The 21542-nt window shown below is 70.1% G+C and carries 20 protein-coding genes; 4 read left to right on the plus strand and 16 right to left on the minus strand.

Features of this window, described 5'->3' with window-relative positions:
• Nucleotides 1-36: 36 nt before the first annotated feature.
• The 11 genes from Q9R19_RS07595 to Q9R19_RS07645 all read right to left on the minus strand — a co-directional run bounded on the left by Q9R19_RS07595 (nucleotide 37) and on the right by Q9R19_RS07645 (nucleotide 12215).
• Nucleotides 37-663 (minus strand): superoxide dismutase, encoded by a 627-nt coding sequence (locus Q9R19_RS07595; RefSeq protein ID WP_311255704.1) that lies wholly within the window; start codon nucleotides 661-663, stop codon nucleotides 37-39.
• Nucleotides 664-787: 124 nt separating this feature from the next.
• Nucleotides 788-1771, minus strand: coding sequence for a DNA-binding protein WhiA (gene whiA / locus Q9R19_RS07600; protein WP_311255705.1), 984 nt, complete (start codon nucleotides 1769-1771; stop codon nucleotides 788-790).
• Between the two features lie 87 nt (nucleotides 1772-1858).
• A complete protein-coding gene (gene rapZ, locus Q9R19_RS07605; RefSeq protein WP_311255706.1) occupies nucleotides 1859-2731 on the minus strand; it encodes an RNase adapter RapZ in 873 nt (290 codons plus the stop codon).
• Between the two features lie 26 nt (nucleotides 2732-2757).
• A complete protein-coding gene (uvrC, locus tag Q9R19_RS07610) occupies nucleotides 2758-4662 on the minus strand; it encodes an excinuclease ABC subunit UvrC (RefSeq protein WP_311255707.1) in 1905 nt (634 codons plus the stop codon).
• The gene (gene uvrA / locus Q9R19_RS07615) at nucleotides 4662-7562 is read right to left on the minus strand and encodes an excinuclease ABC subunit UvrA (RefSeq protein ID WP_311255708.1); all 2901 of its coding nucleotides are present in this window, start codon (nucleotides 7560-7562) and stop codon (nucleotides 4662-4664) included. The genes uvrC and uvrA overlap by 1 nt, the downstream gene beginning before the upstream one ends.
• Before the next feature lie 101 nt (nucleotides 7563-7663).
• Complete coding sequence (locus tag Q9R19_RS07620; protein ID WP_311255709.1) at nucleotides 7664-8209, minus strand: hypothetical protein; 546 nt, start codon at nucleotides 8207-8209, stop codon at nucleotides 7664-7666.
• Complete coding sequence (locus Q9R19_RS07625) at nucleotides 8206-9498, minus strand: DUF58 domain-containing protein (RefSeq protein WP_311255710.1); 1293 nt, start codon at nucleotides 9496-9498, stop codon at nucleotides 8206-8208. Before Q9R19_RS07625 ends, Q9R19_RS07620 begins: the two co-directional genes overlap by 4 nt.
• Nucleotides 9495-10466 (minus strand): MoxR family ATPase, encoded by a 972-nt coding sequence (locus tag Q9R19_RS07630; protein ID WP_311255711.1) that lies wholly within the window; start codon nucleotides 10464-10466, stop codon nucleotides 9495-9497. The genes Q9R19_RS07625 and Q9R19_RS07630 overlap by 4 nt, the downstream gene beginning before the upstream one ends.
• A complete protein-coding gene (locus Q9R19_RS07635) occupies nucleotides 10463-10972 on the minus strand; it encodes a hypothetical protein (RefSeq protein WP_311255712.1) in 510 nt (169 codons plus the stop codon). The genes Q9R19_RS07630 and Q9R19_RS07635 overlap by 4 nt, the downstream gene beginning before the upstream one ends.
• Complete coding sequence (locus Q9R19_RS07640) at nucleotides 10969-11727, minus strand: DUF4129 domain-containing protein (protein ID WP_311255713.1); 759 nt, start codon at nucleotides 11725-11727, stop codon at nucleotides 10969-10971. Before Q9R19_RS07640 ends, Q9R19_RS07635 begins: the two co-directional genes overlap by 4 nt.
• A 50-nt stretch (nucleotides 11728-11777) precedes the next feature.
• On the minus strand, nucleotides 11778-12215 hold the full coding sequence (locus Q9R19_RS07645; protein ID WP_311255714.1) for a MarR family transcriptional regulator: 438 nt from the start codon (nucleotides 12213-12215) through the stop codon (nucleotides 11778-11780).
• Between the two features lie 44 nt (nucleotides 12216-12259).
• On the opposite strand from Q9R19_RS07645, the gene Q9R19_RS07650 reads away from it, so the two are divergent.
• Entirely contained in the window at nucleotides 12260-12502 is a 243-nt protein-coding gene (locus Q9R19_RS07650; protein WP_311255715.1) for a hypothetical protein, read from the plus strand.
• 34 nt (nucleotides 12503-12536) lie between these two features.
• Here the strand turns inward: Q9R19_RS07650 and uvrB are convergent, their stop codons facing one another.
• Nucleotides 12537-14606 (minus strand): excinuclease ABC subunit UvrB, encoded by a 2070-nt coding sequence (gene uvrB, locus Q9R19_RS07655; RefSeq protein ID WP_311255716.1) that lies wholly within the window; start codon nucleotides 14604-14606, stop codon nucleotides 12537-12539.
• A gap of 79 nt (nucleotides 14607-14685) precedes the next feature.
• On the opposite strand from uvrB, the gene Q9R19_RS07660 reads away from it, so the two are divergent.
• On the plus strand, nucleotides 14686-15276 hold the full coding sequence (locus Q9R19_RS07660; RefSeq protein ID WP_311255717.1) for a DUF4126 domain-containing protein: 591 nt from the start codon (nucleotides 14686-14688) through the stop codon (nucleotides 15274-15276).
• A 2-nt stretch (nucleotides 15277-15278) separates the two neighbouring features.
• Here the strand turns inward: Q9R19_RS07660 and coaE are convergent, their stop codons facing one another.
• Together coaE and rpsA are read right to left on the minus strand one after the other, a co-directional pair.
• Nucleotides 15279-15878 (minus strand): dephospho-CoA kinase, encoded by a 600-nt coding sequence (gene coaE, locus Q9R19_RS07665; RefSeq protein WP_311255718.1) that lies wholly within the window; start codon nucleotides 15876-15878, stop codon nucleotides 15279-15281.
• A gap of 103 nt (nucleotides 15879-15981) precedes the next feature.
• Nucleotides 15982-17436, minus strand: a complete 1455-nt coding sequence (rpsA, locus tag Q9R19_RS07670) for a 30S ribosomal protein S1 (RefSeq protein ID WP_311255719.1) — start codon at nucleotides 17434-17436, stop codon at nucleotides 15982-15984.
• A 181-nt stretch (nucleotides 17437-17617) separates the two neighbouring features.
• On the opposite strand from rpsA, the gene Q9R19_RS07675 reads away from it, so the two are divergent.
• Nucleotides 17618-18541, plus strand: coding sequence for a 5'-3' exonuclease (locus Q9R19_RS07675; RefSeq protein ID WP_311255720.1), 924 nt, complete (start codon nucleotides 17618-17620; stop codon nucleotides 18539-18541).
• A gap of 73 nt (nucleotides 18542-18614) precedes the next feature.
• Here the strand turns inward: Q9R19_RS07675 and Q9R19_RS07680 are convergent, their stop codons facing one another.
• Nucleotides 18615-19601 (minus strand): PHP domain-containing protein, encoded by a 987-nt coding sequence (locus tag Q9R19_RS07680; protein ID WP_311255721.1) that lies wholly within the window; start codon nucleotides 19599-19601, stop codon nucleotides 18615-18617.
• A gap of 17 nt (nucleotides 19602-19618) precedes the next feature.
• Entirely contained in the window at nucleotides 19619-20683 is a 1065-nt protein-coding gene (trpD, locus tag Q9R19_RS07685) for an anthranilate phosphoribosyltransferase (protein WP_311255722.1), read from the minus strand.
• A 203-nt stretch (nucleotides 20684-20886) separates the two neighbouring features.
• Here trpD and Q9R19_RS07690 point away from each other — a divergent pair, with 203 nt between their 5' ends.
• Nucleotides 20887-21540, plus strand: coding sequence for a heme-copper oxidase subunit III (locus tag Q9R19_RS07690; protein ID WP_311255723.1), 654 nt, complete (start codon nucleotides 20887-20889; stop codon nucleotides 21538-21540).
• The last annotated feature ends 2 nt before the right edge of the window (nucleotides 21541-21542 follow it).

Below are 21542 nucleotides of genomic sequence, written 5' to 3' on the forward strand. Positions count from 1 at the left end.
CCTGACGGGCGAATCGCCCATCAGGACGCCCATCTTTTACGACAGTACCAGCAGACCGTTGGTCTTCTCGCGCGCTGTTTCAAACCGCTGGGCGACGTTCTCCCAGTTGGCGATGTTCCAGGCCGCCTTGATGTAGTCGGCCTTGACGTTCAGGTAGTCCAGGTAGAAGGCGTGCTCCCACATGTCCAGCTGGAACAGCGGGACGGTGCCCTGCGCCGTGTTGCCCTGCTGATCGAACAGCTGCTGGATGATCAGCCGCGCGCCGATCGGGTCCCAGCTCAGCACGGCCCAGCCGGAGCCCTGGATGCCTGCGGCGGCCGCCGCGAAGTGGGCCTGGAACTTCTCGAACGAGCCGAAGAACTCGTCGATCGCGGCCCTCAGCTCGCCTTCCGGCTGTCCGCCGCCGTTCGGGGAGAGGTTGGTCCAGAAGATCGAGTGGTTGACGTGACCGCCGAGGTTGAACGCCAGATCCTTCTCCAGCTTGTTGACGTTCGCGAGGTTGCCCGTCTCGCGGGCCTCTGCCAGGCCGTCCAGCGCGGCGTTGGCGCCGGCGACGTAGGCCGCGTGGTGCTTGTCATGGTGGAGCTCCATGATCTTGCCGCTGATGTGGGGCTCGAGGGCCGCGAAGTCGTAAGGAAGGTCGGGGAGCGTGTAAGTCGCCATGTCGAATTCATCCAATCCGCGCCGCGCCGCGGCGCTTGCGTTCTCCGCGGTGCCGTGTGCGTCGCGGAGCAGACCTCTCACATCCTACTGAGGACAACCGCCCCGGCGACAGGAACCTTCCCGGTCAGTCCTCCAGGCCGGCGGGAACCGCGGACTCGGTGCCGGGCAGTCCCTCCTGCTGGGCGCGCTTGTCGGCCATGGCGAGCAGGCGGCGGATGCGGCCGGCGACGGCGTCCTTGGTCAGCGGCGGATCGGCGTGATGACCGAGCTCGTCGAGGCTGGCATCGCGATGCGCGAGGCGCAGATTGCCCGCCGTGCGCAGATGATCCGGCACGTCGTCGCCGAGGATCTCGAGTGCACGCTCGACACGCGCGCAGGCGGCGACCGCCGCCTGCGCCGATCGACGCAGATTCGCGTCGTCGAAGTTCACCAGGCGGTTCACGCCGGCGCGCACCTCGCGCCGCTGGCGCATCTCCTCCCAGGCCGCCGCCGTTCGTCGCGCTCCCATCGCCGCGAGGATGGCGCGGATCGCCTCGCCCTCGCGCACGACGACGCGAGGCAGCCCCCGCACTTCGCGCGCCTTGGCCGCGACGCCCAGCCGGTGCGCGGCGCCGACGAGCGCCATCGCCGCCTCGCCGGTGGGGCAGGCCACCTCCAGCATGGCCGACCGCCCGGGCTCGCTCAGCGAGCCGGCCGCCAGGAACGCACCGCGCCAGAGTCCGGCGAGCTCTTCCGGCGATCCGGTGGTCAGGCGGTTCGGAAGGCCGCGCACGGGACGACGACGGGCATCCAGCAGACCGGTCTGACGGGCCAGGGTCTCCCCCGCGCCGATCACACGCACCGCCCAGCGCGCGCCGTCGCCGCTCTGAGAGGAACTGGCCTTCACCTGCGCGATCTCGGGACGCACGCCGTAGATCTCGGTCAGATCGCGGCTGACCCGGCGTGCCAGGGTCTCGGCGTCGACCTCGGCCTCGACGGCCACACGGCCGGCGATGGAGTGCAGTCCCCCGGCGAACCGGAGGATCGTCGTCACCTCGGCGACACGCACGGTCGGGTGTGCGTTGCGGATGCTGACGAGCTCAGCCTTGACGTCGGTGGTCAGTGCCACGGGACTCCTTCACGTTCCTCGCGTCGAGGGCGCGACGCAAGGAACCAGCCTACAAGGCCGCGGGCCCTCCCACAGCCGCGGTCCGGGTCATTCCCGTCCGAGATCGCGATGACGCACGTTCACGGCCACCCCGGGCACGTCGGCGAGACGCCGCGCGAGCTCCTCCGCCGTCGCCACCGATCGATGCTTGCCGCCGGTGCATCCGATCGCGACCGTCGAGTGCGACTTGTTCTCGCGCTGATAGCCCGCCAGCACCGGTTCCAGTGCCTGCACGTAGGCGTCGAGGAACTCCTGCGCCCCCTCGCGGGAGAGCACGTAGTCGCGCACCTCGGCATCCTTCCCGGTGTGCTCTCGCAGCGCCTCGTTCCAGAACGGGTTGGGCAGGAAGCGCATGTCGGCGATGTGGTCGACGTCGGTGGGGATGCCGTACTTGAAGCCGAAGCTGAGCAGCGTGAGGCGGTGCCGCGCCGCCCCCTCCTCGGAGAACATCTCGGAGACCTGCGTGGCCAGCTGATGGATGTTGAGCCCGGAGGTGTCGATCAGCAGATCGGCCGCTTCCCGGATCGTCGCCAGGCGGGCGCGCTCCACCCGGATGCCGTCCAGCAGCGTCCCGTCCTCCTGCAGCGGATGCGGCCGCCGGACTGACTCGAAGCGCCGGACGAGCACGTCGTCGGACGCGTCCAGGAACAGCACCTTCACCCCGCCGCGAGAGCGCAGCGTGCGCGCGATGCCCGGGAAGTCGTCGAACAGTCCGCGGCCGCGCACGTCGACCACGGCCGCGATCTTCGGCAGGTTGCCGGCGCCCATGCCGGTGAGCTCGAGGAGCGGTCGCAGCATCTGCGGGGGAAGATTGTCGACCACGTACCAGCCGAGATCCTCCAGCGCGTTCGCGGCGGTGGAGCGCCCCGCGCCCGACATGCCCGTGACGATCAGGAACTCGCCCTCATCTGCGGCCGCCATCGTCTGCTCCCTTCCCTGTCCCCAGCCTATCGACTCGGATCGGCCCGGCCGCCGGACAGGTGCTCGCGGATGCCCTCGGCGAGTGCGGGACCGATGCCTTTGACCTGGCGGATCTCCTCCGAGGATGCCGCGCGCAGCGCCGTCACCGATCCGAAGTGCCTCAGCAGGGCCTTGATCCGCGCCTCGCCGAGTCCGGGGATCTCGCTGAGCACGGTGGTGATGTCGCGACGACGGCGCCGCCGCTGGTGCGTGATGGCGAACCGATGCGCCTCGTCGCGCAGGCGCTGCACCAGGTAGAGCGCCTCGCTGGTGCGCGGCAGGATCACCGGGAAGTCGTCGCCGGGGAGCCACAGCTCCTCGAGTCGCTTGGCGATGCCGGCCAGTGCGATGTCGGTGCGGCCGCTGTCGCGCAGCGCGCGCGCGGCGGCGTTCACCTGCGGCTGGCCGCCGTCCACCAGCAGCAGCTGCGGGTTGTACGCGAAGCGCCGCCGCTGCGCGACCGGCTCGTCGCCGGCGACATCACCCGACGCCTCCTCCGCGCCCTGGGTCGCCGCGTCCACCCGCGCCAGCCGCCGCATCAGCACCTGGTACATCGAGTCGGTGTCGTCGGTGGTCTCGGCGATGTTGAACGACCGGTACTGATCCTTGCGGGGCAGGCCGTCCTCGAAGACCACCATCGAGGCGACCACGTTCGTGCCGCTCAGATGCGAGATGTCGTAGCATTCGATGCGCAGCGGCGCCTCGCTCATGCCGAGCGCCTCCTGCAGATCGGTGAGCGCCTGCGTGCGCGCGACGTAATCGCTCGTGCGGCGGGTCTTGTGCCGCAGCAGCGCCTGCTGCGCGTTCAGCGTCGCGGTGCGCATCAGGTCGGCGCGCTGGCCGCGCTGCGCGACGGCGATGCTCACCTTGCGCCCGCGGCGCTCGCAGAGCCACTGCTCGAGCTCGTGCGCACCGTCCGGCAGCACGGGCACCAGCACCCGCCGCGGGATGTCCGAGGAGTCGCCGTACACGCGCTGCAGCACCTGGTCGACCAGTTCGCCGCCGGAGATGTCGAGCTCCTTGTCGAGGGTGAGCGAGCGCACTCCGCGCACGCGGCCGCCGCGGATCACGAAGTGGTGCACGGCGGCGGCGAGCTCGTCCTCGGCCAGGCCGAACAGGTCGGCGTCCTCGTCGGCGGGAAGCACCAGCGCGCTCTTGCCCAGCACCGCTTCCAGCGAGGCGAGCTTGTCACGGTACTTCGCGGCGGCCTCGTAGTCCATCGCGGCCGAGGCCGCCCGCATCCGCTTGGTGAGGTCGCGGGTGAACCGCTCGTCGCCGCCCGCCATGAAGGCGATGAAGTCGTCGACCATGGCCCGATGCTCCTCGATCGTGCAGGTCATCGAGCACGGGCCCCCGCACTTGCCGATCTGGCCGGGGAAGCACGGCCTTCCCGTCTGCATGGCGCGCCGGTAGCTGGCGTCGCTGCAGGTGCGGATCGGGAACGCCTTGATCATCAGGTCGATCGTGTCGTGCACCGCCCACACCTTGGGGTACGGGCCGAAGTAGCGTGCGCCGGGGATGCGGCGGTTGCGCGTCACGATCACCCGGGGCGCCTCGTCGGCGAGCGTGATCGCCATGAACGGGTAGGACTTGTCGTCCTTGTAGCGCACGTTGAAGGGCGGATCGAACTCCTTGATCCACATGTACTCCAGCTGCAGGGAGTCCACGTCGGTGGCCACGACGGTCCATTCCACGGACGCCGCGGTGGTCACCATCCGCCGCGTGCGCTCGTGCAGGGTGCGCAGCGGGGCGAAGTAGTTCGACAGTCGCTGGCGCAGGTTCTTGGCCTTGCCGACGTACAGCACCCGCCCCTCTGCGTCGCGGAAGCGATACACGCCGGGGTCGGTCGGGATCTCCCCCGCGCGCGGCTTGTAGGGCAGCACGTCGGCCATCAGCCGGCCTTGCGCGCTGCCCGGCCCGAACTCCGCGTGCCGGGCAGCACCTCGGCGAGGAAGCGCCCGGTGTGGCTCTCCTCCACCTCGGCGATCTGCTCGGGCGTGCCCGTCGCCAGGATCTCGCCTCCACCCGACCCGCCTTCCGGACCGAGGTCGATCACCCAGTCCGCCGACTTGATCACGTCGAGGTTGTGCTCGATGACGACGACGGTGTTGCCCTTGTCGACCAGGCCGTTGAGCACCTCGAGCAGCTTGCGCACATCCTCGAAGTGCAGGCCCGTGGTGGGCTCGTCGAGCACGTAGATGCTGCGGCCGTTGCTTCGCCGCTGCAGCTCGGTGGCGAGCTTGACGCGCTGCGCCTCGCCGCCGGAGAGCGTGGTGGCGGCCTGGCCGAGCCGCACGTAGCCCAGGCCGACGTCGACCAGCGTCTTCATGTAGCGGTGGATCGCCTGGATCGGCTCGAAGAACTCGGCCGCCTCGGCAATGGGCATCTCGAGCACCTCGGCGATGTTCTTGCCCTTGTAGTGCACGGCCAGGGTGTCGCGGTTGTACCGCTTGCCGTGGCAGACCTCGCAGTCCACGTACACGTCGGGCAGGAAGTTCATCTCGATCTTGATCGTGCCGTCACCGGAGCACGCGTCGCACCGGCCGCCCTTGACGTTGAAGCTGAACCGGCCAGGCAGGTAGCCGCGCACCTTCGCCTCGGGCGTCTCGCTGAACAGCGTGCGGATGCGGTCGAACACGCCCGTGTACGTGGCGGGGTTCGATCGGGGGGTGCGTCCGATCGGCGCCTGGTCGACGTGCACCACCTTGTCGAGGTTGTCGAGCCCGGTCACCCGGGTGTGCTTGCCGGGCACCGTGCGGGCGCCGTTGAGGCGGCCCGCGAGCACCTGGTACAGGATGTCGTTGACCAGCGAGGACTTGCCTGATCCGCTCACGCCGGTGACGGCGGTGAGCACGCCCAGCGGGAACTCCGCCGTGACGTTCTTGAGGTTGTTGGCGCGCGCCCCGACCACCGACAGCATCCGCTTGCGGTCGATCCTGCGCCGCTTCTTCGGCGTGGCGATCTCGCGGCGACCGGCGAGGTAGTCGCCGGTCATCGAGTCGGTCTCGCTCAGCAGCGCGGAGTACGGGCCGGAGTGCACCACCGCTCCCCCGTTGACGCCGGCACCGGGTCCGATGTCGACGACCCAGTCGGCCGCCTCGATGGTCTCCTCGTCGTGCTCGACGACGATGAGCGTGTTGCCGAGGTCGCGCAGTCGCACGAGCGTCTCGATCAGGCGGCGGTTGTCCCGCTGGTGCAGGCCGATCGACGGCTCGTCGAGCACGTAGAGCACGCCGGTCAGGCCCGATCCGATCTGGGTGGCCAGCCGGATGCGCTGCGCCTCGCCACCGGAGAGCGAGCCCGCCGAGCGGCCGAGGTTCAGGTACGACAGTCCCACCTGCAGCAGGAACTCCAGCCTCAGCCGGATCTCACGCAGCACCTGCGCCGCGATCCTGGCCTCACGCTCGGTGAGCTCGAGCGTGTGCATGAAGCGACTGGCGTCGGCCAGGCTCAGGCTGGACACCTCGGCGATCGAGTGCCCGTGCACCTTGACCGCGAGCACCTCGGGCTTCAGCCGCGCGCCGTCGCACACCGGGCACGGGACCTCGCGCAGGTACTCGCCCCAGCGGCTGCGCTGCGTGTCGGACTCGGCCTGCATGTACTGCCGCTCGATGTAGGGCACCACGCCCTCGAAGCCGGAGGTGTACCGCATCTCGCGTCCGTAGCGGTTCTTCCACTTGACGCTGACCTTGTAGTTGTCGCCGCGCAGCACCGCCTCGCGCACATCGGAGTGCAGCTGGTTCCACGGGGTGTCCAGCGAGAAGTGCAGGTCTCGGGCGAGGCCCTCGAGCAGACGCTCGTAGTACTGGAACAGTCCCTTGCCCTGGGTGGTCCACGGGATGATGACGCCTTCGCGGATGGAGAGCTCCTCGTCGCCGAGCATGAGGTCGACGTCGACCGACATCCGCGTGCCCAGACCCGCGCATGCGGGGCAGGCGCCGAACGGCGCGTTGAACGAGAAGGTGCGCGGCTCGATCTCGGTGAGGGTGATGGGATGCCCGTTGGGACAGGCGAGCTTCTCCGAGAACGACTGCCAAGCGTCGTCGCCGGACTCGTCCACGTAGTTGACCTGCATGATGCCGCCGGCCAGCCCGAGTGCGGTCTCGACGGAGTCGGTCACCCGGCCCAGGATGTCGGCGGATGCCACCAGCCGGTCCACCACGACCGCGATGTCGTGCTTGTAGCTCTTCTTGAGCTTCGGCGGCTCGGCGAGCTGGATGAGCTCACCGTCGACGATCGCCCTCGAATAGCCCTTGGCGCCGAGCTCCTTGAACAGGTCGACGAATTCGCCCTTCTTCTGCGTGACGACCGGTGCGACGATCTGATAGCGGGTGCGATCGGGCAGCTCCATGAGCTGATCGGCGATCTGCTGCACGGTCTGCCGCTGGATGCGCTCGCCGCACTCGGGGCAGTGCGGAATGCCGATCCGCGCCCAGAGCAGACGCATGTAGTCGTGGATCTCGGTGATCGTGCCGACCGTGGAGCGCGGGTTGCGGTTGGTCGACTTCTGATCGATCGACACCGCAGGGCTCAGACCCTCGATGAAATCGACGTCGGGGCGGTCCACCTGCCCCAGGAACTGGCGCGCGTAGGCGCTCAGCGATTCGACGTATCGGCGCTGCCCCTCGGCGAAGATCGTGTCGAACGCCAGGCTCGACTTGCCGGACCCCGACAGGCCCGTGAACACGACCAGGGAGTCGCGCGGGATGTCGATGTCGACGTTCTTGAGATTGTGCACGCGGGCACCGCGGACACTGAGTTTTCCGGAGGAGGCGACGGGAACAATGGGCACCAGACAAGTCTAGGAGGGGCCACCGACACTCGGCTCCGAGCCCATTCAGGTGAGCACTCGGCTCCGAGCCCGTTCAGGTGAGCACTCGGCTCCGAGCCCGTTCAGCGGACGCCACTGGACTCGCGCGGCGCGGGATAGCCCGCGGCCGGCGTGCGCCGCAGCATCCGCACCGCGCCGACGGCCAGCACGACCACCGCCAGCGATGCGCCGATCACGGCGGCCGGAACCGTGCGCCCCTCCGGGACGAGCCAGGTCAGAGCGCCGACCGCCTGCGCGATCAGCTGCACGACGACGAAGCGCCGCGCTGTGGGCTGCAGCGCCCTGAGCGCGACGCGTGCGCGCAACGGGATCGTCAGCGCGAGCGACCCGAGCACGTGCAGCAGGTGCACGGCGAGCACGACGACGGCCGTGCGCCAGCCCGCCGGCTCGGATGTCGTCAGCACGACGACCAGCACCGCGATCGACAGCCAGGGACCGCCGATCGCGCGGACGAACGCGCTCAGCAGGCACGCGGCGCCCAGCATCGCGAGCCACCCTGTCGCGGCTCCGATCAGCATCCCGCCGCCGACGGCGATCAGGAGCGATGCCGCAGGCAGCACGGCGCCAGGCACCGCCGCGCCGATCCGCAGCACGTCGTCACGGCTCATGCGGCACCCCCGCGCACCGGCATCCGCCGTCCGTTCCGGGCGAGTCCCGCAAGCTGCGCGCCCGCGTCCGATGACCAGTGCATCGTCTCCACTCCCGACTGCCGCAGCTGGTGCATCATGTCCTGGCGCTCGGCCAGCAGCACGCGCAGGGCGAGTGAGCGCTCGACACCGAGGCGGGTGGTGTCCAGTTCCGGCAGGGTGTCCACGGCGACGACGCGATGCCCCGCCGCGCGCCAGCGCATCGCGATCTCGGCAGCGGCGCCGTCGAAGAACGTCGACAGGACGTAGATGATCGAGCCGTGCGGCACCGGCGGCGTGCGCCGGAACCGCGCGTCGTCTCCGGCACGTCCGCTCGAGGAGATCTCCGCCACGACGCGGGCGAGGTGACGGCGCCCCGCACCGGATCGCACCGACCTCCCGCCGTGCACGAGGGTGTGGAAGGCGACCCGGTCGCCCTGCTCGATCGTGGCGGCGGCGATGGAGCGCGCCGCGCTGCGCGCCTGGTCCAGGGACGTGGTGCCGCTGCGCGCCGGATCGGATCCGCCCCACGTCGCCACGACCGTCCCCAGGTCGTCTGCGGTGTCCATCATGATCACGGCCGACGCGTCGCTGAGCGCGTTCGTGCGGCGGATGAGCAGGTCGCCAGGGCGCCGGGCGGCGCGCGCGGTCGCCTTCCAGTCCACGCGCCGCAGCTCGTCCCCCGGCGCGAACGGATGGATGTCGCGGAAGTCGCCGCCCTGCCCCAGCCGGCTTCCCTCGTGAGCGCCGTGCAGGCCGCTCAGGCGCGGAGCCAACGGCATCCGCGGCAGTCGCCGCATGACCGGCTGCACGGTGCGGGTCACCCCGACCGGCGGCTGCGGCGCCCCGAGCATCCCGGCGTCAGCATCGATCCCCCGCACGGCCGCCTGCACGGTCACCACCGGGCCGGAGTGCAGCGGACGGATGCTGCCGCGCAGGCGTGCGCGGCCCGGCGCGAAGACGTGTCGCCGGGTGCGCTCCGCCTGCACGACCGCGAGCTCGACCATGTCGGCATCCGATTCCACGACGATGTCGTCATCGAGACGCCCGTCCTCGGCGTCGGTGACCTTCTCGACGTCGACGACGACGTCGCCGTGACGACGCGGCGTGAGCGCGTGCACCGCCCAGAGCGCCGGCGCGAGGCCCACGGCGATCGCATCGGGGCGGGAGAAGACGATTCCCACGGCCACCGCGCCGATGGCGGCGCAGACGGCGAGCACGGTCGACGGCCCCGCGCGCCGCGCCGCCCGGTTCGATGTCTCTGTGGTCATGCTCGGGCGGGCGCTCCGGCGATGCTCGGTGGCACGGGCGCCGACGAGACGACCGTGTCGACCACTCCGGCGGGGTCGACGCCCTGCGCCCACGCCTGCGGCGTGAGGGTGAGGCGGTGCGCCAGCACGGGCACGGCCACGCGCTTGATGTCGTCGGGGCGCACGTAGTCGCGGCCGCCGAGCGCCGCGAGTGCGCGGCCGAGCAGCACCAGCGACTGCGAGCCGCGGGGCGAGGCGCCGACCGCGACGTGCGGTGCGGTGCGGGTGGCCGCCGTGAGCGCCACGCAGTAGGCGGCGACGTCGGGATCGACGTGGATCCGCTCCACCGCCTGCTGCAGCTCGACGAGCTGACCGGGCTCGAGCACGGGCTCCACGCTGGTCGCCTCCTGCTGACGCCGCAATCGTCCCAGCAGGATCTCGGTCTCGCCCTGCTGGTCGAGGTAGCCGACGGACAGGCGCACCATGAAGCGGTCCAGCTGCGCCTCCGGAAGCGAATAGGTGCCCTCGTACTCGATGGGGTTGGCCGTCGCGATGACGTGGAACGGCGCCTCGAGCGGGAAGCTGTTGCCCTCGACGGTCACCTGCCGCTCGGCCATCGCCTCGAGCATGGCCGACTGGGTCTTCGGCGTGGTGCGGTTCACCTCGTCGGCCAGCAGCAGCCCGGTGAAGATCGGCCCGGGCCGGAACACGAACTCGCCGGTGTCGGGTGCGTAGACGTACGACCCGGTCACATCGCCGGGGAGCATGTCGGGCGTGCACTGCAGCCGTCGGAACGACAGGCCCAGAGCGGATGCCAGGCTGCGTGCCGCCAGTGTCTTGCCGAGTCCTGGCACGTCCTCGAAGAGCACGTGCCCACCGGCCAGGATCGTCGCGAGCGCGATCTCGAGCGGGTCGTCCATGCCGACGACGACCGTCGCCACGGCCTGCCGTATGCGCTGGCCGAGCTCGGCGATGTCGGTGAAGTTCATGTGGTGCTCTCCCTCTGAGGTCGGGGTTCCGGATGCTGCATCGCGTCGTGCGGGTAGGGCAGCCGCTCCACCGCGGCAAGGGCGTCGCGCAGATCGGCGATCCGCGTGCGGCGCCCGTTCAGCCGCTGCCACAGGCCGGGCCCGAGGAGGCGGTCGGCGGCCGCCCGCTGTGCGTCGTCATCGATGTCGACGCCGTGCTGCAGCAGCCGGCGGCGCAGCGTCGCGCGCACCCGGCGGGTGACGCCCTCGTTGACCGTGTCGCTGTGCGTGTTGATCGCCCAGGCCAGCCGGGAGACGTCCGATCCCACATACTCCGGAGGCGCAGGCGTGCGGGGCCCGTCGGTCCGAGGATCGTCGGGCAGGCCGACGCTGACCAGCAGCGTGAGGCCGGCCACGAGCAGCGCCCATCCCCAGAGGAACTCGGTCTGCACCTCGAGCAGCAGCAGCACGATCACGGTGAGCGCACCCGCGGCGATCGCGGTGAGCACGACGCGAAGCGGTCTCATCGCCACCCCTCCTCGATCTGGGCGAGGGCTTCGGCCGCTGCGGCCCGATCCGGCTCGCCGGCCGCATGGCCGCCGAACCTCACGCCCTCGTACAGGTCCAGCAGCCGCCGCGTCGGATCCTCGATGCCAGGGCGGCGCAGCAGTATCCGCAGCGTGAACTCGGCCGGAGTCTCGCTGACGCCGCGGCCCGCCCCGGAGTCCTTGGCCGTCTCCTCCAGGCCGATCCAGGCGGCGATGATGGCGTCGCCGGGGTCGGTATCGCCTTCGATGGCCGTGCGTGCGGCGGCGATGCCGCGCCGGATCACCGGGGCGTCGGGCTCGGCCTCCTCCGGCAGCGGCGCACCCGCGATCTCGCTGTCGAGCTCGGCACCCGCGCGCTCGGGAAGAGCCCCGTTGCGCAGGGCGTCGATGATGGCCCTGACCAGCCACGCCAGCCCGAGCGCGAGCAGCCCGAGCACGATCAGCGCGAGCACCACGCCGATGATGATGAGGGTCGAATCGGGCCCTTCGGCCTCGTGCTGCGGCGGTGGCTGCGGCACGAAATCGGAGGTCTGCGTGACGCGCGGCTCGGGCACCGGCGTGTAGTCCGGAATCGCGCGCAGCGTGGGGTGACCGGCGATCGATGTGGCGAGGATGGCGATGGCGAACAGAGCGATCGTGATCATCACCGGCAGCAGGCGGCGAAGCACCGATCCGCGCCGGCGCGCGCCGACGACCGTCGCATCCTCCGCGTCGTGCTGCACCGCCCCCGTCACCCCTTCACTCTATGCGAGCCGGGTCGCGCATCCGGCCCGACGGGCCGGGCTCAGCTGCGCAGCGAGCTGTTGAACGGACCCAGCGCCTCTCGCAGCGCGGTGACGCCCTTCAGGTCCAGGCCCACTCGCCGCATGACCTGCGACGGCACGTCGACGGCGCGCGCGCGCAGCGCCCGGCCTGCGTCCGTCAGGCTGATCTCGAGCCGGCGTTCATCCTCGTCGCTGCGCACGCGTTCGACCAGGCCGTCCTTCTCGAGCCGCTTGACCAGCGGCGACGCGCTCGCGGGCTCCAGTGCGAGGGCCTCGGCGAGGTCGCCGAGGGACCGCGGCGCACGTTCCCAGAGGGCGAGCATCACGAGATACTGCGGATGCGTGAGCCCGAGCGGCTCGAGGATCGGCCGGTACACGGAGAGGACGTTGCGTGCGGCCGTGACCATCGCGAAGCACAGCTGGTTCTCGAGGCGCAGGAGATCATCGACTTCGGTCACGATCCGATGATACCCACACCCAAATAGTTAGTACGCTAATCATCATGCCCGATGACGATCACCGAGTACCGTTGCGCACCCGCATCCGCGAAGCGGGAGGCTTCTACGCCTGGTTCAACACGAATCTGATCCGCTTCGCCGGGCCGGCCTCGGTCGGCCCTTACGAGGCGACCCCGCCTCCGAGCGCCGCAGAGCGCGCGGAACGCGCCTGTCCGCTGTGCGGGCAGGCGATGAATCTGCACATCATCGACCGCTCGGGGCCGAAGCCGCTGATTCACTGCCCGTGAACCGGGCGTCGCGGCCTGGGCGCGCCGGGTCGCGTCACGCGTGCCCGGCGCGCTCCATGGCCCGCAGCTCCTTCTTCAGGTCCTGCACCTCGTCGCGCAGTCGCGCCGCGAGCTCGAACTTCAGCTCTGCTGCCGCGGCGAGCATCTGCTCCGACAGGTCGGCGATGGTGTCCTCGAGCTGCTGGGCGCCCTCGGCGGCGATGCCGGTGCGACGCAGGTTGGGCGTGGGCGACTTGCCCTTGCCGGGCTTGTTCCTGCCCGCTCGCAGGTCGGCCGTGTCCGCAGCCTCGCGCGCCAGCACCTCGGTGATGTCGGCGATCCTCTTGCGCAACGGCTGCGGGTCGATGCCGTTCGCCGTGTTGTAGGCGATCTGCTTCTCACGACGGCGCTCGGTCTCCTCGATGGCCTTCGTCATGGAGTCCGTCATGTTGTCGGCGTACATGTGCACCTGGCCCGACACGTTACGAGCCGCGCGGCCGATGGTCTGGATGAGCGAGGTCCCCGAGCGCAGGAAGCCCTCCTTGTCGGCATCCAGGATCGCCACCAGCGAGACCTCGGGAAGGTCGAGACCCTCGCGCAGCAGGTTGATGCCGACCAGCACGTCGTAGACGCCGGCACGCAGCTCCGTGAGCAGCTCGACACGGCGCAGCGTGTCGACGTCGGAGTGCAGGTAGCGCACCCGCACGCCGTGCTCGCCCAGGAAGTCGGTGAGCTCCTCCGCCATCTTCTTGGTCAGCGTCGTCACCAGCACGCGCTCGTCGCGCTCGACGCGGATGCGGATCTCCTCGAGCAGGTCGTCGATCTGCCCCTTGGAGGGCTTGACGATGATCTCGGGATCGACCAGGCCCGTGGGCCGGATGATCTGCTCCACGACGCCGTCGGCGATGCCCATCTCGTACTTGCCGGGCGTGGCTGAGAGGTACACGGTCTGCCCGATGCGGTTCTTGAACTCGTCCCAGCGCAGCGGCCTGTTGTCCATCGCGCTCGGCAGGCGGAAGCCGTGCTCGACCAGCGTGCGCTTGCGCGACGCGTCGCCCTCGTACATGGCGCCGATCTGCGGCACGGTCACGTGCGACTCGTCGATGACCAGCAGGAAGTCGTCGGGGAAGAAGTCCAGCAGCGTGTGCGGCGGCTCGCCGGGCTGCCGTCCGTCGAGATGGCGCGAGTAGTTCTCGATCCCCGAGCAGAAGCCGAGCTGCTGCAGCATCTCCAGGTCGAAGGTCGTGCGCATGCGCAGTCGCTGCGCCTCCAGCAGCTTGCCCTGGCGCTCCAGCTCGGCGAGGCGATCGGCGAGCTCGGCCTCGATGGTCCCGATCGCCCGCTGGATGACGTCCGTTCCCGCGACGTAGTGCGACGCGGGGAAGATCGGCACGGAGTCCAGCTTCTCGATGACCTCGCCGGTGAGCGGATGCAGCGAGTAGAGCGCCTCGATCTCGTCGCCGAACAGCTCGATCCGGATGGCGTGCTCCTCGTACACCGGGATGATCTCGATCGTGTCCCCTCGCACGCGGAAGTTGCCGCGGGAGAAGTCGACGTCATTGCGGTTGTACTGCATGGAGATGAACTGCCGGATCAGGGCGTCGCGATCGTAGCGCTCGCCCACCTGCAGGGCGACCATCGCGCGCAGGTACTCCTCCGGCGCGCCGAGCCCGTAGATGCACGAGACGGTGCTGACGACGACCACATCCCGGCGGCTCAGCAGCGAGTTGGTCGTCGAGTGCCGCAGGCGCTCGACCTCGGCGTTCACCGAGGAGTCCTTCTCGATGAAGGTGTCCGTCTGCGGCACGTACGCCTCGGGCTGGTAGTAGTCGTAATAGCTGACGAAGTACTCCACGGCGTTGTTCGGCATGAGGTCGCGGAACTCGTTCGCCAGCTGCGCCGCCAGGGTCTTGTTGTGCGCCATCACGAGCGTCGGGCGCTGCACCTGCTCGATGAGCCAGGCGGTGGTCGCGGACTTGCCGGTGCCGGTCGCGCCGAGCAGCACGACGTCGGTCTCGCCCGCGTTGATGCGGGCCGCGAGCTCGGCGATGGCCTGCGGCTGGTCCCCCGCGGGCATGTACTCGCTGACGACCTCGAAGGGACGGACGCTGCGCGTTGGTTGCATCCCTCCAGCCTACGAGGGGCCACCGACACCAGGGCCTCGCGGACCCATCGCCGGACTCCGACCCGCCTAGGGTGGAGGCGTGATCGAGTTGCTCATCGGCTCCAGCCTGGCGGCGTCCGCCGGCCTCAACGCATGGATGCCCCTGTTCCTGCTCGGTCTCGTCGACCGCTTCCTCCCCGCCGTGCAGCTGCCGGCGGGGTGGTCGTGGCTGTCCAGCGACGTGACGCTGTGGGTCGTCGGGGCGCTGCTGGTGCTGGAGATCATCGCGGACAAGATCCCCGCCCTGGACTCCCTCAACGACATCGTGCAGAGCGTGCTGCGACCGGCATCCGGCGGCATCGCCTTCGGTGCGGGGGCGAGCGCCCAGACGATCGCGGTGGAGGACCCCTCCGCCTTCTTCACCGACAACGCCTGGGTGCCGATCGTCGTGGGCGTCGGCATCGCGCTCGCGGTCCATGCGGTCAAGGCGGTCGGCCGCGTGGCCGCGAACTCCGTCACCGGCGGGCTCGCCGCGCCGGCGCTCAGCACCGCCGAGGACGGCGCATCGTTCCTCCTCGCGGTCGCCGCGATCATCGTGCCGATCCTCGCGCTGGTCCTGCTGATCGGTCTGATCGTCGGAGCGGTGGCGCTGGCCAGTCGCCGGCGCGCCCGCAAGCGCGCCGCCGACTGAGATCACCGCGGACGGATCCGCTCCCACAGGGCATCCGTCTGCTCGTGCGTGCGCTCGAGCGCACCCGACGTGTCGATCACGACATCCCCGACCGCTCGGCGCTCGGCGTCCGACACCTGCGAGGCCAGCCGCGCGCGCGCCTCGTCCGCGGTCAGCCCGCGCAACTCGACGAGGCGCCGCACGCGCACCTCGGCGGGTGCGTCCGCGACGACGACGAGTTCCCACGGGTCGTCCACTCGGGCCTCGACCAGCAACGGCACGTCGTACACCACGACGGCATCGGCATCGGCGGCGAAGGCCGCGGCGAAACGACGTGCGGACTCCTCACGCACGGCGGGATGCACGATCGCGTTCAGCTGCGCGAGCCGCTCCTGGTCGCCGAACACCCGGGCACCGAGGACGCCGCGTTGCAGCGAGCCGTCCTCGGCGATCACGTCGTCGCCGAACGCCGCGGCGATCGCGGCCAGCACCGGCGAACCCGGCGCCTGCACATCGCGGACGATCCGATCGGCATCCACGATCACGGCGCCGTGCTCGGCCAGGCGCGCGGCGATGGTCGACTTGCCGGAGGCGATGCCCCCGGTGAGAGCGATGAGCGGCATCCTCCCATCCTGGCACGCACCGGAGAGCGCGCCCGCAGACGCGGAACGGGCCGCCACCACCGCCCGAAGGCGGGGTGACGGCCCGTTCCGTCGAAGCGGATGCTTACGCGTTGCCGCCCGAGAGCTTCTCGCGCAGAGCGGCGAGGGCCTCGTCGTCGGCGAGGGTGCCGGCGCCCGAGTCGCTCGTGAAGGACTGCGCGGCGGCGAAGTCGTCGCCCGCAGCGGCCTCGGCCTCGGCGGCCTTGACGACCTGGGCCTTGTGCGCCTCCCAGCGAGCCTGGGCAGCGGCGTACTCCTGCTCCCATGCCTCGCGCTGGGCGTCGAAGCCCTCCTTCCAGGCACCGGTCTCGGCGTCGAAGCCCTCCGGGTACTTGTACTCGCCGTTCTCGTCGTACTCGGCGAGCATGCCGTACAGGGCCGGGTCGAACTCGGTGCCGTTGGGGTCGACCGACTCGTTGGCCTGCTTCAGCGACAGCGAGATGCGACGACGCTCGAGGTCGATGTCGATGACCTTGACGAAGACCTCTTCGCCCACCGACACGACCTGCTCGGCCAGCTCGACGTGCTTGCTGGAGAGCTCGGAGATGTGCACCAGGCCCTCGATGCCGTCCGCGACCCGGACGAAGGCGCCGAACGGAACCAGCTTGGTGACCTTGCCCGGCGCGATCTGACCGATCGCGTGAGTGCGGGCGAAGACCTGCCACGGGTCCTCCTGCGTCGCCTTCAGCGACAGGGAGACGCGCTCGCGGTCCAGGTCGACCTCGAGGATCTCGACGGTGACCTCCTGGCCCACCTCGACGACCTCGGAGGCGTGCTCGATGTGCTTCCAGGACAGCTCGGAGACGTGCACCAGGCCGTCCACGCCGCCCAGGTCGACGAACGCGCCGAAGTTGACGATCGACGAGACGACGCCCTTGCGAACCTGGCCCTTGTGCAGGTTGTTCAGGAACGTGGTGCGGGACTCCGACTGCGTCTGCTCCAGCAGCGCGCGACGGCTCAGGACCACGTTGTTGCGGTTCTTGTCCAGCTCAAGGATCTTCGCCTCGAGCTCCTGCCCGAGGTACGGGGTGAGGTCGCGGACGCGGCGCAGCTCGATGAGCGACGCGGGCAGGAAGCCGCGCAGTCCGATGTCGACGATGAGGCCGCCCTTGACGACCTCGATGACGGTGCCGGTGACGACGCCGTCCTCCTCCTTGATCTTCTCCACATCGCCCCACGCGCGCTCGTACTGCGCACGCTTCTTGGAGAGGATCAGACGGCCTTCCTTGTCCTCCTTCTGGAGAACGAGGGCCTCGACCTTGTCGCCGACGGCGACGACCTCGTTGGGGTCGACGTCGTGCTTGATGGAGAGCTCACGCGAGGGGATGACGCCCTCGGTCTTGTAGCCGACGTCGAGCAGAACCTCATCGCGGTCGATCTTGACGATCGTGCCCTCGATGATGTCGCCGTCGTTGAAGAACTTCAGGGTCTTCTCGACCGCGGCCAGGAAGTCCTCGGCAGATCCGATGTCGTTGATCGCGACCTGCTTGGTGGCCGGGGCGGTCGTTGCGCTAGTCATGTAGTGGGTTGTCCTTGTGAATGGAAGATCAGGCCTCGGGCACCGGCGACGTGCCAGCATGGTGCCGAAGCGGATGGATGTGGGATTGCGATGTCACGAGGGCATGCGGATGCTCGCCACGAGTGACACTCCAGGTTATCAGATCCGCGCCGGCGTCCGCACCCGTGTCTAGGCTGATCCCGTGATCGATCGCCTCATGCTGCTGGACACCGCCAGCCTCTACTTCCGCGCGTTCCATGGAGTGCCCGACAGGGTGAAGGCGCCGGACGGCACATCGGTCAACGCGGTGCGCGGCCTGCTCGACATCGTCGCCAAGCTCGTCACGCTGCACCGGCCCACGCAGGTGATCGCCTGCTGGGACGACGACTGGCGCCCGCAGTGGCGCGTCGACCTGATCCCGAGCTACAAGGCGCACCGCGTAGCGCAGGTCGTGCCGCAGGGACCGGATGTCGAGGAGGTCCCGGAGGCGCTGCAGCAGCAGCTGCCGCTGATCCGCGAGGCGCTCGAGGCGATCGGCATCCCGATCATCGGCGCGGCGGAGCACGAGGCGGATGACGTGATCGGCACGCTCGCGACGCGCTCGGCGCTTCCCGTGGACATCGTGACCGGAGACCGCGACCTGTTCCAGCTCGTCGACGACGCCCAGGGCGTGCGTGTCGTGTACACGGCGCGCGGGATGAGCAATCTGGAGATCGTGACGGATGCCGTCGTCGTCGCCAAGTACGGGGTCCTCCCTTCCCAGTACGCCGATTTCGCGACGATGCGCGGCGATGCCTCCGACGGACTTCCCGGCGTGAAGGGAGTGGGCGAGAAGTCGGCGGCGGCGCTGCTGCAGGCCCACGGCGATCTGCAGGGGATCCGCGAGGCGGCCGCCGCCGGGCGGCTCAGCGCCGCGGCATCCGCCCGCTTCGCCGACGCCTCGGACTACCTCGACGTCGCACCCGCCGTGGTGCAGGTGGTGCGCGATCTGGACGTCGTCGCGCCGGGCGCGCCGGTGCGCGGATCGGATGCCGCCGGCACCGCCGCCGCGCAGCGGCTCGCGGAGCGGTGGAACCTGGGCACGTCGATGACGCGGGCCCTGGCGGCGCTGTCCTCCGCCGACTGAGTCCGCCGCGGCCTCACGCTTCGCTCGGACTCGCCGGCGCTCGCTCAGCACAGGCGACGGGCTCGGCGACACCTCACCCGGCCCAGGCGCGCAGCCGCTCCAGTCCCCAGGTGGTGACGATGCGCTCGGGCGGCACGCCTGCCGCCTCGGCGCGGGCGGCGCCGTGGTCGAGCAGCGAGAGCTGACCGGGCGCGTGGGCATCCGAGTCGATCGAGAACAGGCAGCCCTGCTCCAGCGCGATCGCGATCAGCTCGTCCGGGGGGTCCTGCCGCTCGGGACGCGAGTTGATCTCGACGGCGACGCCGTGCTCCGCGCACGCCGCGAACACCGCCCGCGCGTCGAACGCGGATGCCGGGCGCGTCCCGCGCTCCCCCTGCACGAGCCTGCCCGTGCAATGCCCGAGCACGTTCACGTGCGGGTCGGAGACCGCCGCGATCATCCGCCTGGTCATCGGCGCCGCGTCCATCCTCAGCTTGGAGTGCACCGACGCCACGACGATGTCCAGCTCGCTCAGCAGCTCGGGGACCTGGTCGAGCGCACCGTCCTCCAGGATGTCCACCTCGATGCCGGCGAGCACGGCGAGCCCGTCTCCGGACGCCGCGCGCACCTGCGGGATCTGCTCGCGCAGCCGCTCGGCGGAGAGACCGTGCGCTACCCGCAGCCGCGGCGAGTGATCCGTGACGGCGACGTATTCATGGCCGAGCGCGCGTGCGGCGCCGGTCATCGCGGAGATCGGCGTCGTGCCGTCAGACCAGTCCGTGTGGCTGTGCAGGTCGCCGCGCAGCAGCGCCCGCAGCGCCGAGACCCGCTGCGGCTCGACCTCTCCGCGCAGCTCCACGAGGTAGTCCGGCGCCCTCCCCTCCTGCGCCTGGCGGATCACCTGGAAGGTCGAGTCGCCGATGCCCTTCTGCGCGCGCAGCCGCGCCGGGTCGCGCACGACGTCCTCCGGCAGGCCGCCGAGAACGGATGCCGCCTGGCGGAACGCCTTGGCGCGGTAGCGCGACGCCCGTTCACGCTCGAGCAGCTCGGCGATCTCCAGCAGGGCTTCGACGGCATCCATCGCTTCTGCCGCGCCGCTCAGGCCTGCGGCGCCTCCCGCGTCGTGTCGATCCAGGCGTCCAGCTTCGCGAGCGCGCGTCCGTCGTCGATCGCGGCGGCGGCACGCCCGTACGCGTCGCGCAGTCGTTCCACGATCGGCTGCTGGGTGAGCGCCGCGTCGTGCGAGAGCTCGTAGGCGACGATGCCGGCGGCGGCGTTCAGCAGCACGATGTCGCGCACCGCGCCCTTCTCGCCGTCGAGGGTGCGGCGCAGGATCTTCGCGTTGTGCTCGGGCGCGCCTCCGACCAGGTCGGACAGGTCAGCGAGGGGGATGCCCAGGTCGCGCGGGTCGAGATCGTGCTCGTGGATGTCTCCGCGGGCGACCTCCCAGATCCGGCTGTGCCCGGTCGTGGTCAGTTCGTCGAGGCCGTCGTCGCCGCGGAACACGAGGGCGGTGGCGCCGCGCGTGCGGAACACGCCCGTGATCAGCGGCACCAGGTTGAGCTTGGCCACGCCCACGGCGTTCGCCTCGGCACGGGCCGGGTTGCACAGCGGCCCGAGCACGTTGAAGACGGTCGGCACCGCGAGTTCGGCGCGCACGGCGCCGGCGTGCCGGAAGCCGGGGTGGAACGCGGCCGCCCACGCGAAGGTGATGCCGGTGCGATCAAGCACGGATGCGACCCGATCCGGGTCGAGCGAGATGTCCAGCCCCAGCGCGGCGAGCACGTCGGAGGAGCCGGATGACGAGCTGGCGGCGCGGTTGCCGTGCTTGACCACGGGGACACCGGTCGCGCCGATGATGATCGCGGCCGTGGTGGAGACGTTCACCGTGCCCACCCTGTCTCCGCCCGTGCCGACGATGTCGAGCACGTCCGAGGAGACGCGGAGCGGGACCGCGGCCTCGAGGATCGCGTCGCGGAAGCCGACGACCTCGTCGACGGTCTCCCCCTTCGCCCGCAGGGCGACCAGGAAGCCGGCCAGCTGCGCCTGGCTCACGCGCCCCTGCATCACCTGGCGCATCGCCCAGGTGGATTCCCACACGCTCAGGTCGCGTCGCTCGAGAAGAGCGGTCAGCAGATCGGGCCAGGTGAGGGAGTCAGCCATGTCAGCGATCATAATCGCGCGGCGAAAGATGCCGATTCGAGATGACGCGGCGCGACTCGCGCGCGACTCGCGGCGCGACCTGCGGGATTCATCGGCTTCCGAGGGCATTCGCAGGCGGCTCCGAGCCGGCCCGGAGGCGGCGAACAGCGAAACGGGCAAGGGGGGTGCAAGAATCGTCGGACCGAATCGGCCATAATGGACTTGTGACCACCTCAGCGACGCATGCCCCGGCGGCAAGAACCATCAAGCGCCCCAATCCGGTCGCTGTCGGCACCATCGTGTGGCTCGGCAGCGAGGTGATGTTCTTCGCGGGACTCTTCGCGATCTACTTCACGCTCCGCAGCACTTCCCCTGAGCTGTGGGCCTCGCGCACCGAAGAGCTGAACGTCCCGTACGCGCTCGTGAACACGATCATCCTGGTGATCTCGTCGTTCACCTGCCAGATGGGAGTCTTCGCCGCCGAGGACCTCCAGCCCTATCACGTCGCCAAGGGCCGGGTGAACGCCGCCGGCCGGCGCCGCCTGTTCGGCTGGGGCATGGTCGAGTGGTTCTGGCTCACCTTCATCCTGGGCGCGATCTTCGTCAGCGGTCAGGTCTGGGAGTACGCCACCCTCGTCGCCGAGGGCATGCCGATCCAGGTCGACTCCTACGCATCGGCGTTCTACCTGACCACGGGCTTCCACGCCCTGCACGTCACGGGCGGTCTGATCGCCTTCGTGCTCGTCATCGGGCGCGCGTACGCCGTGAAGAGCTTCCGCCACAAGGAGGCGACCTCCTCGATCGTCGTGTCGTACTACTGGCACTTCGTCGACGTCGTCTGGGTGGTGCTGTTCTTCGTCATCTACTTCCTGAAATGAGA

The sequence above is a fragment of the Microbacterium sp. ARD32 genome, assembly GCF_031844385.1.
In the GTDB taxonomy this organism is placed as follows: domain Bacteria; phylum Actinomycetota; class Actinomycetes; order Actinomycetales; family Microbacteriaceae; genus Microbacterium.

What these genes read in the sequence shown, in the direction of transcription:
- coaE (WP_311255718.1), bottom strand. Translation starts at nt 15,878, where the DNA reads ATGCCGCTCATCGCTCTCACCGGGGGCATCGCCTCCGGCAAGTCGACC.
- Q9R19_RS07595 (WP_311255704.1), bottom strand. Translation starts at nt 663, where the DNA reads ATGGCGACTTACACGCTCCCCGACCTTCCTTACGACTTCGCGGCCCTC.
- Q9R19_RS07635 (WP_311255712.1), bottom strand. Translation starts at nt 10,972, where the DNA reads ATGAGACCGCTTCGCGTCGTGCTCACCGCGATCGCCGCGGGTGCGCTC.
- uvrC (WP_311255707.1), bottom strand. Translation starts at nt 4,662, where the DNA reads ATGGCCGACGTGCTGCCCTACAAGCCGCGCGCGGGGGAGATCCCGACC.
- Q9R19_RS07620 (WP_311255709.1), bottom strand. Translation starts at nt 8,209, where the DNA reads ATGAGCCGTGACGACGTGCTGCGGATCGGCGCGGCGGTGCCTGGCGCC.
- rapZ (WP_311255706.1), bottom strand. Translation starts at nt 2,731, where the DNA reads ATGGCGGCCGCAGATGAGGGCGAGTTCCTGATCGTCACGGGCATGTCG.
- trpD (WP_311255722.1), bottom strand. Translation starts at nt 20,683, where the DNA reads ATGGCTGACTCCCTCACCTGGCCCGATCTGCTGACCGCTCTTCTCGAG.
- Q9R19_RS07625 (WP_311255710.1), bottom strand. Translation starts at nt 9,498, where the DNA reads ATGACCACAGAGACATCGAACCGGGCGGCGCGGCGCGCGGGGCCGTCG.
- uvrB (WP_311255716.1), bottom strand. Translation starts at nt 14,606, where the DNA reads ATGCAACCAACGCGCAGCGTCCGTCCCTTCGAGGTCGTCAGCGAGTAC.
- rpsA (WP_311255719.1), bottom strand. Translation starts at nt 17,436, where the DNA reads ATGACTAGCGCAACGACCGCCCCGGCCACCAAGCAGGTCGCGATCAAC.
- Q9R19_RS07680 (WP_311255721.1), bottom strand. Translation starts at nt 19,601, where the DNA reads ATGGATGCCGTCGAAGCCCTGCTGGAGATCGCCGAGCTGCTCGAGCGT.
- Q9R19_RS07650 (WP_311255715.1), top strand. Translation starts at nt 12,260, where the DNA reads ATGCCCGATGACGATCACCGAGTACCGTTGCGCACCCGCATCCGCGAA.
- Q9R19_RS07630 (WP_311255711.1), bottom strand. Translation starts at nt 10,466, where the DNA reads ATGAACTTCACCGACATCGCCGAGCTCGGCCAGCGCATACGGCAGGCC.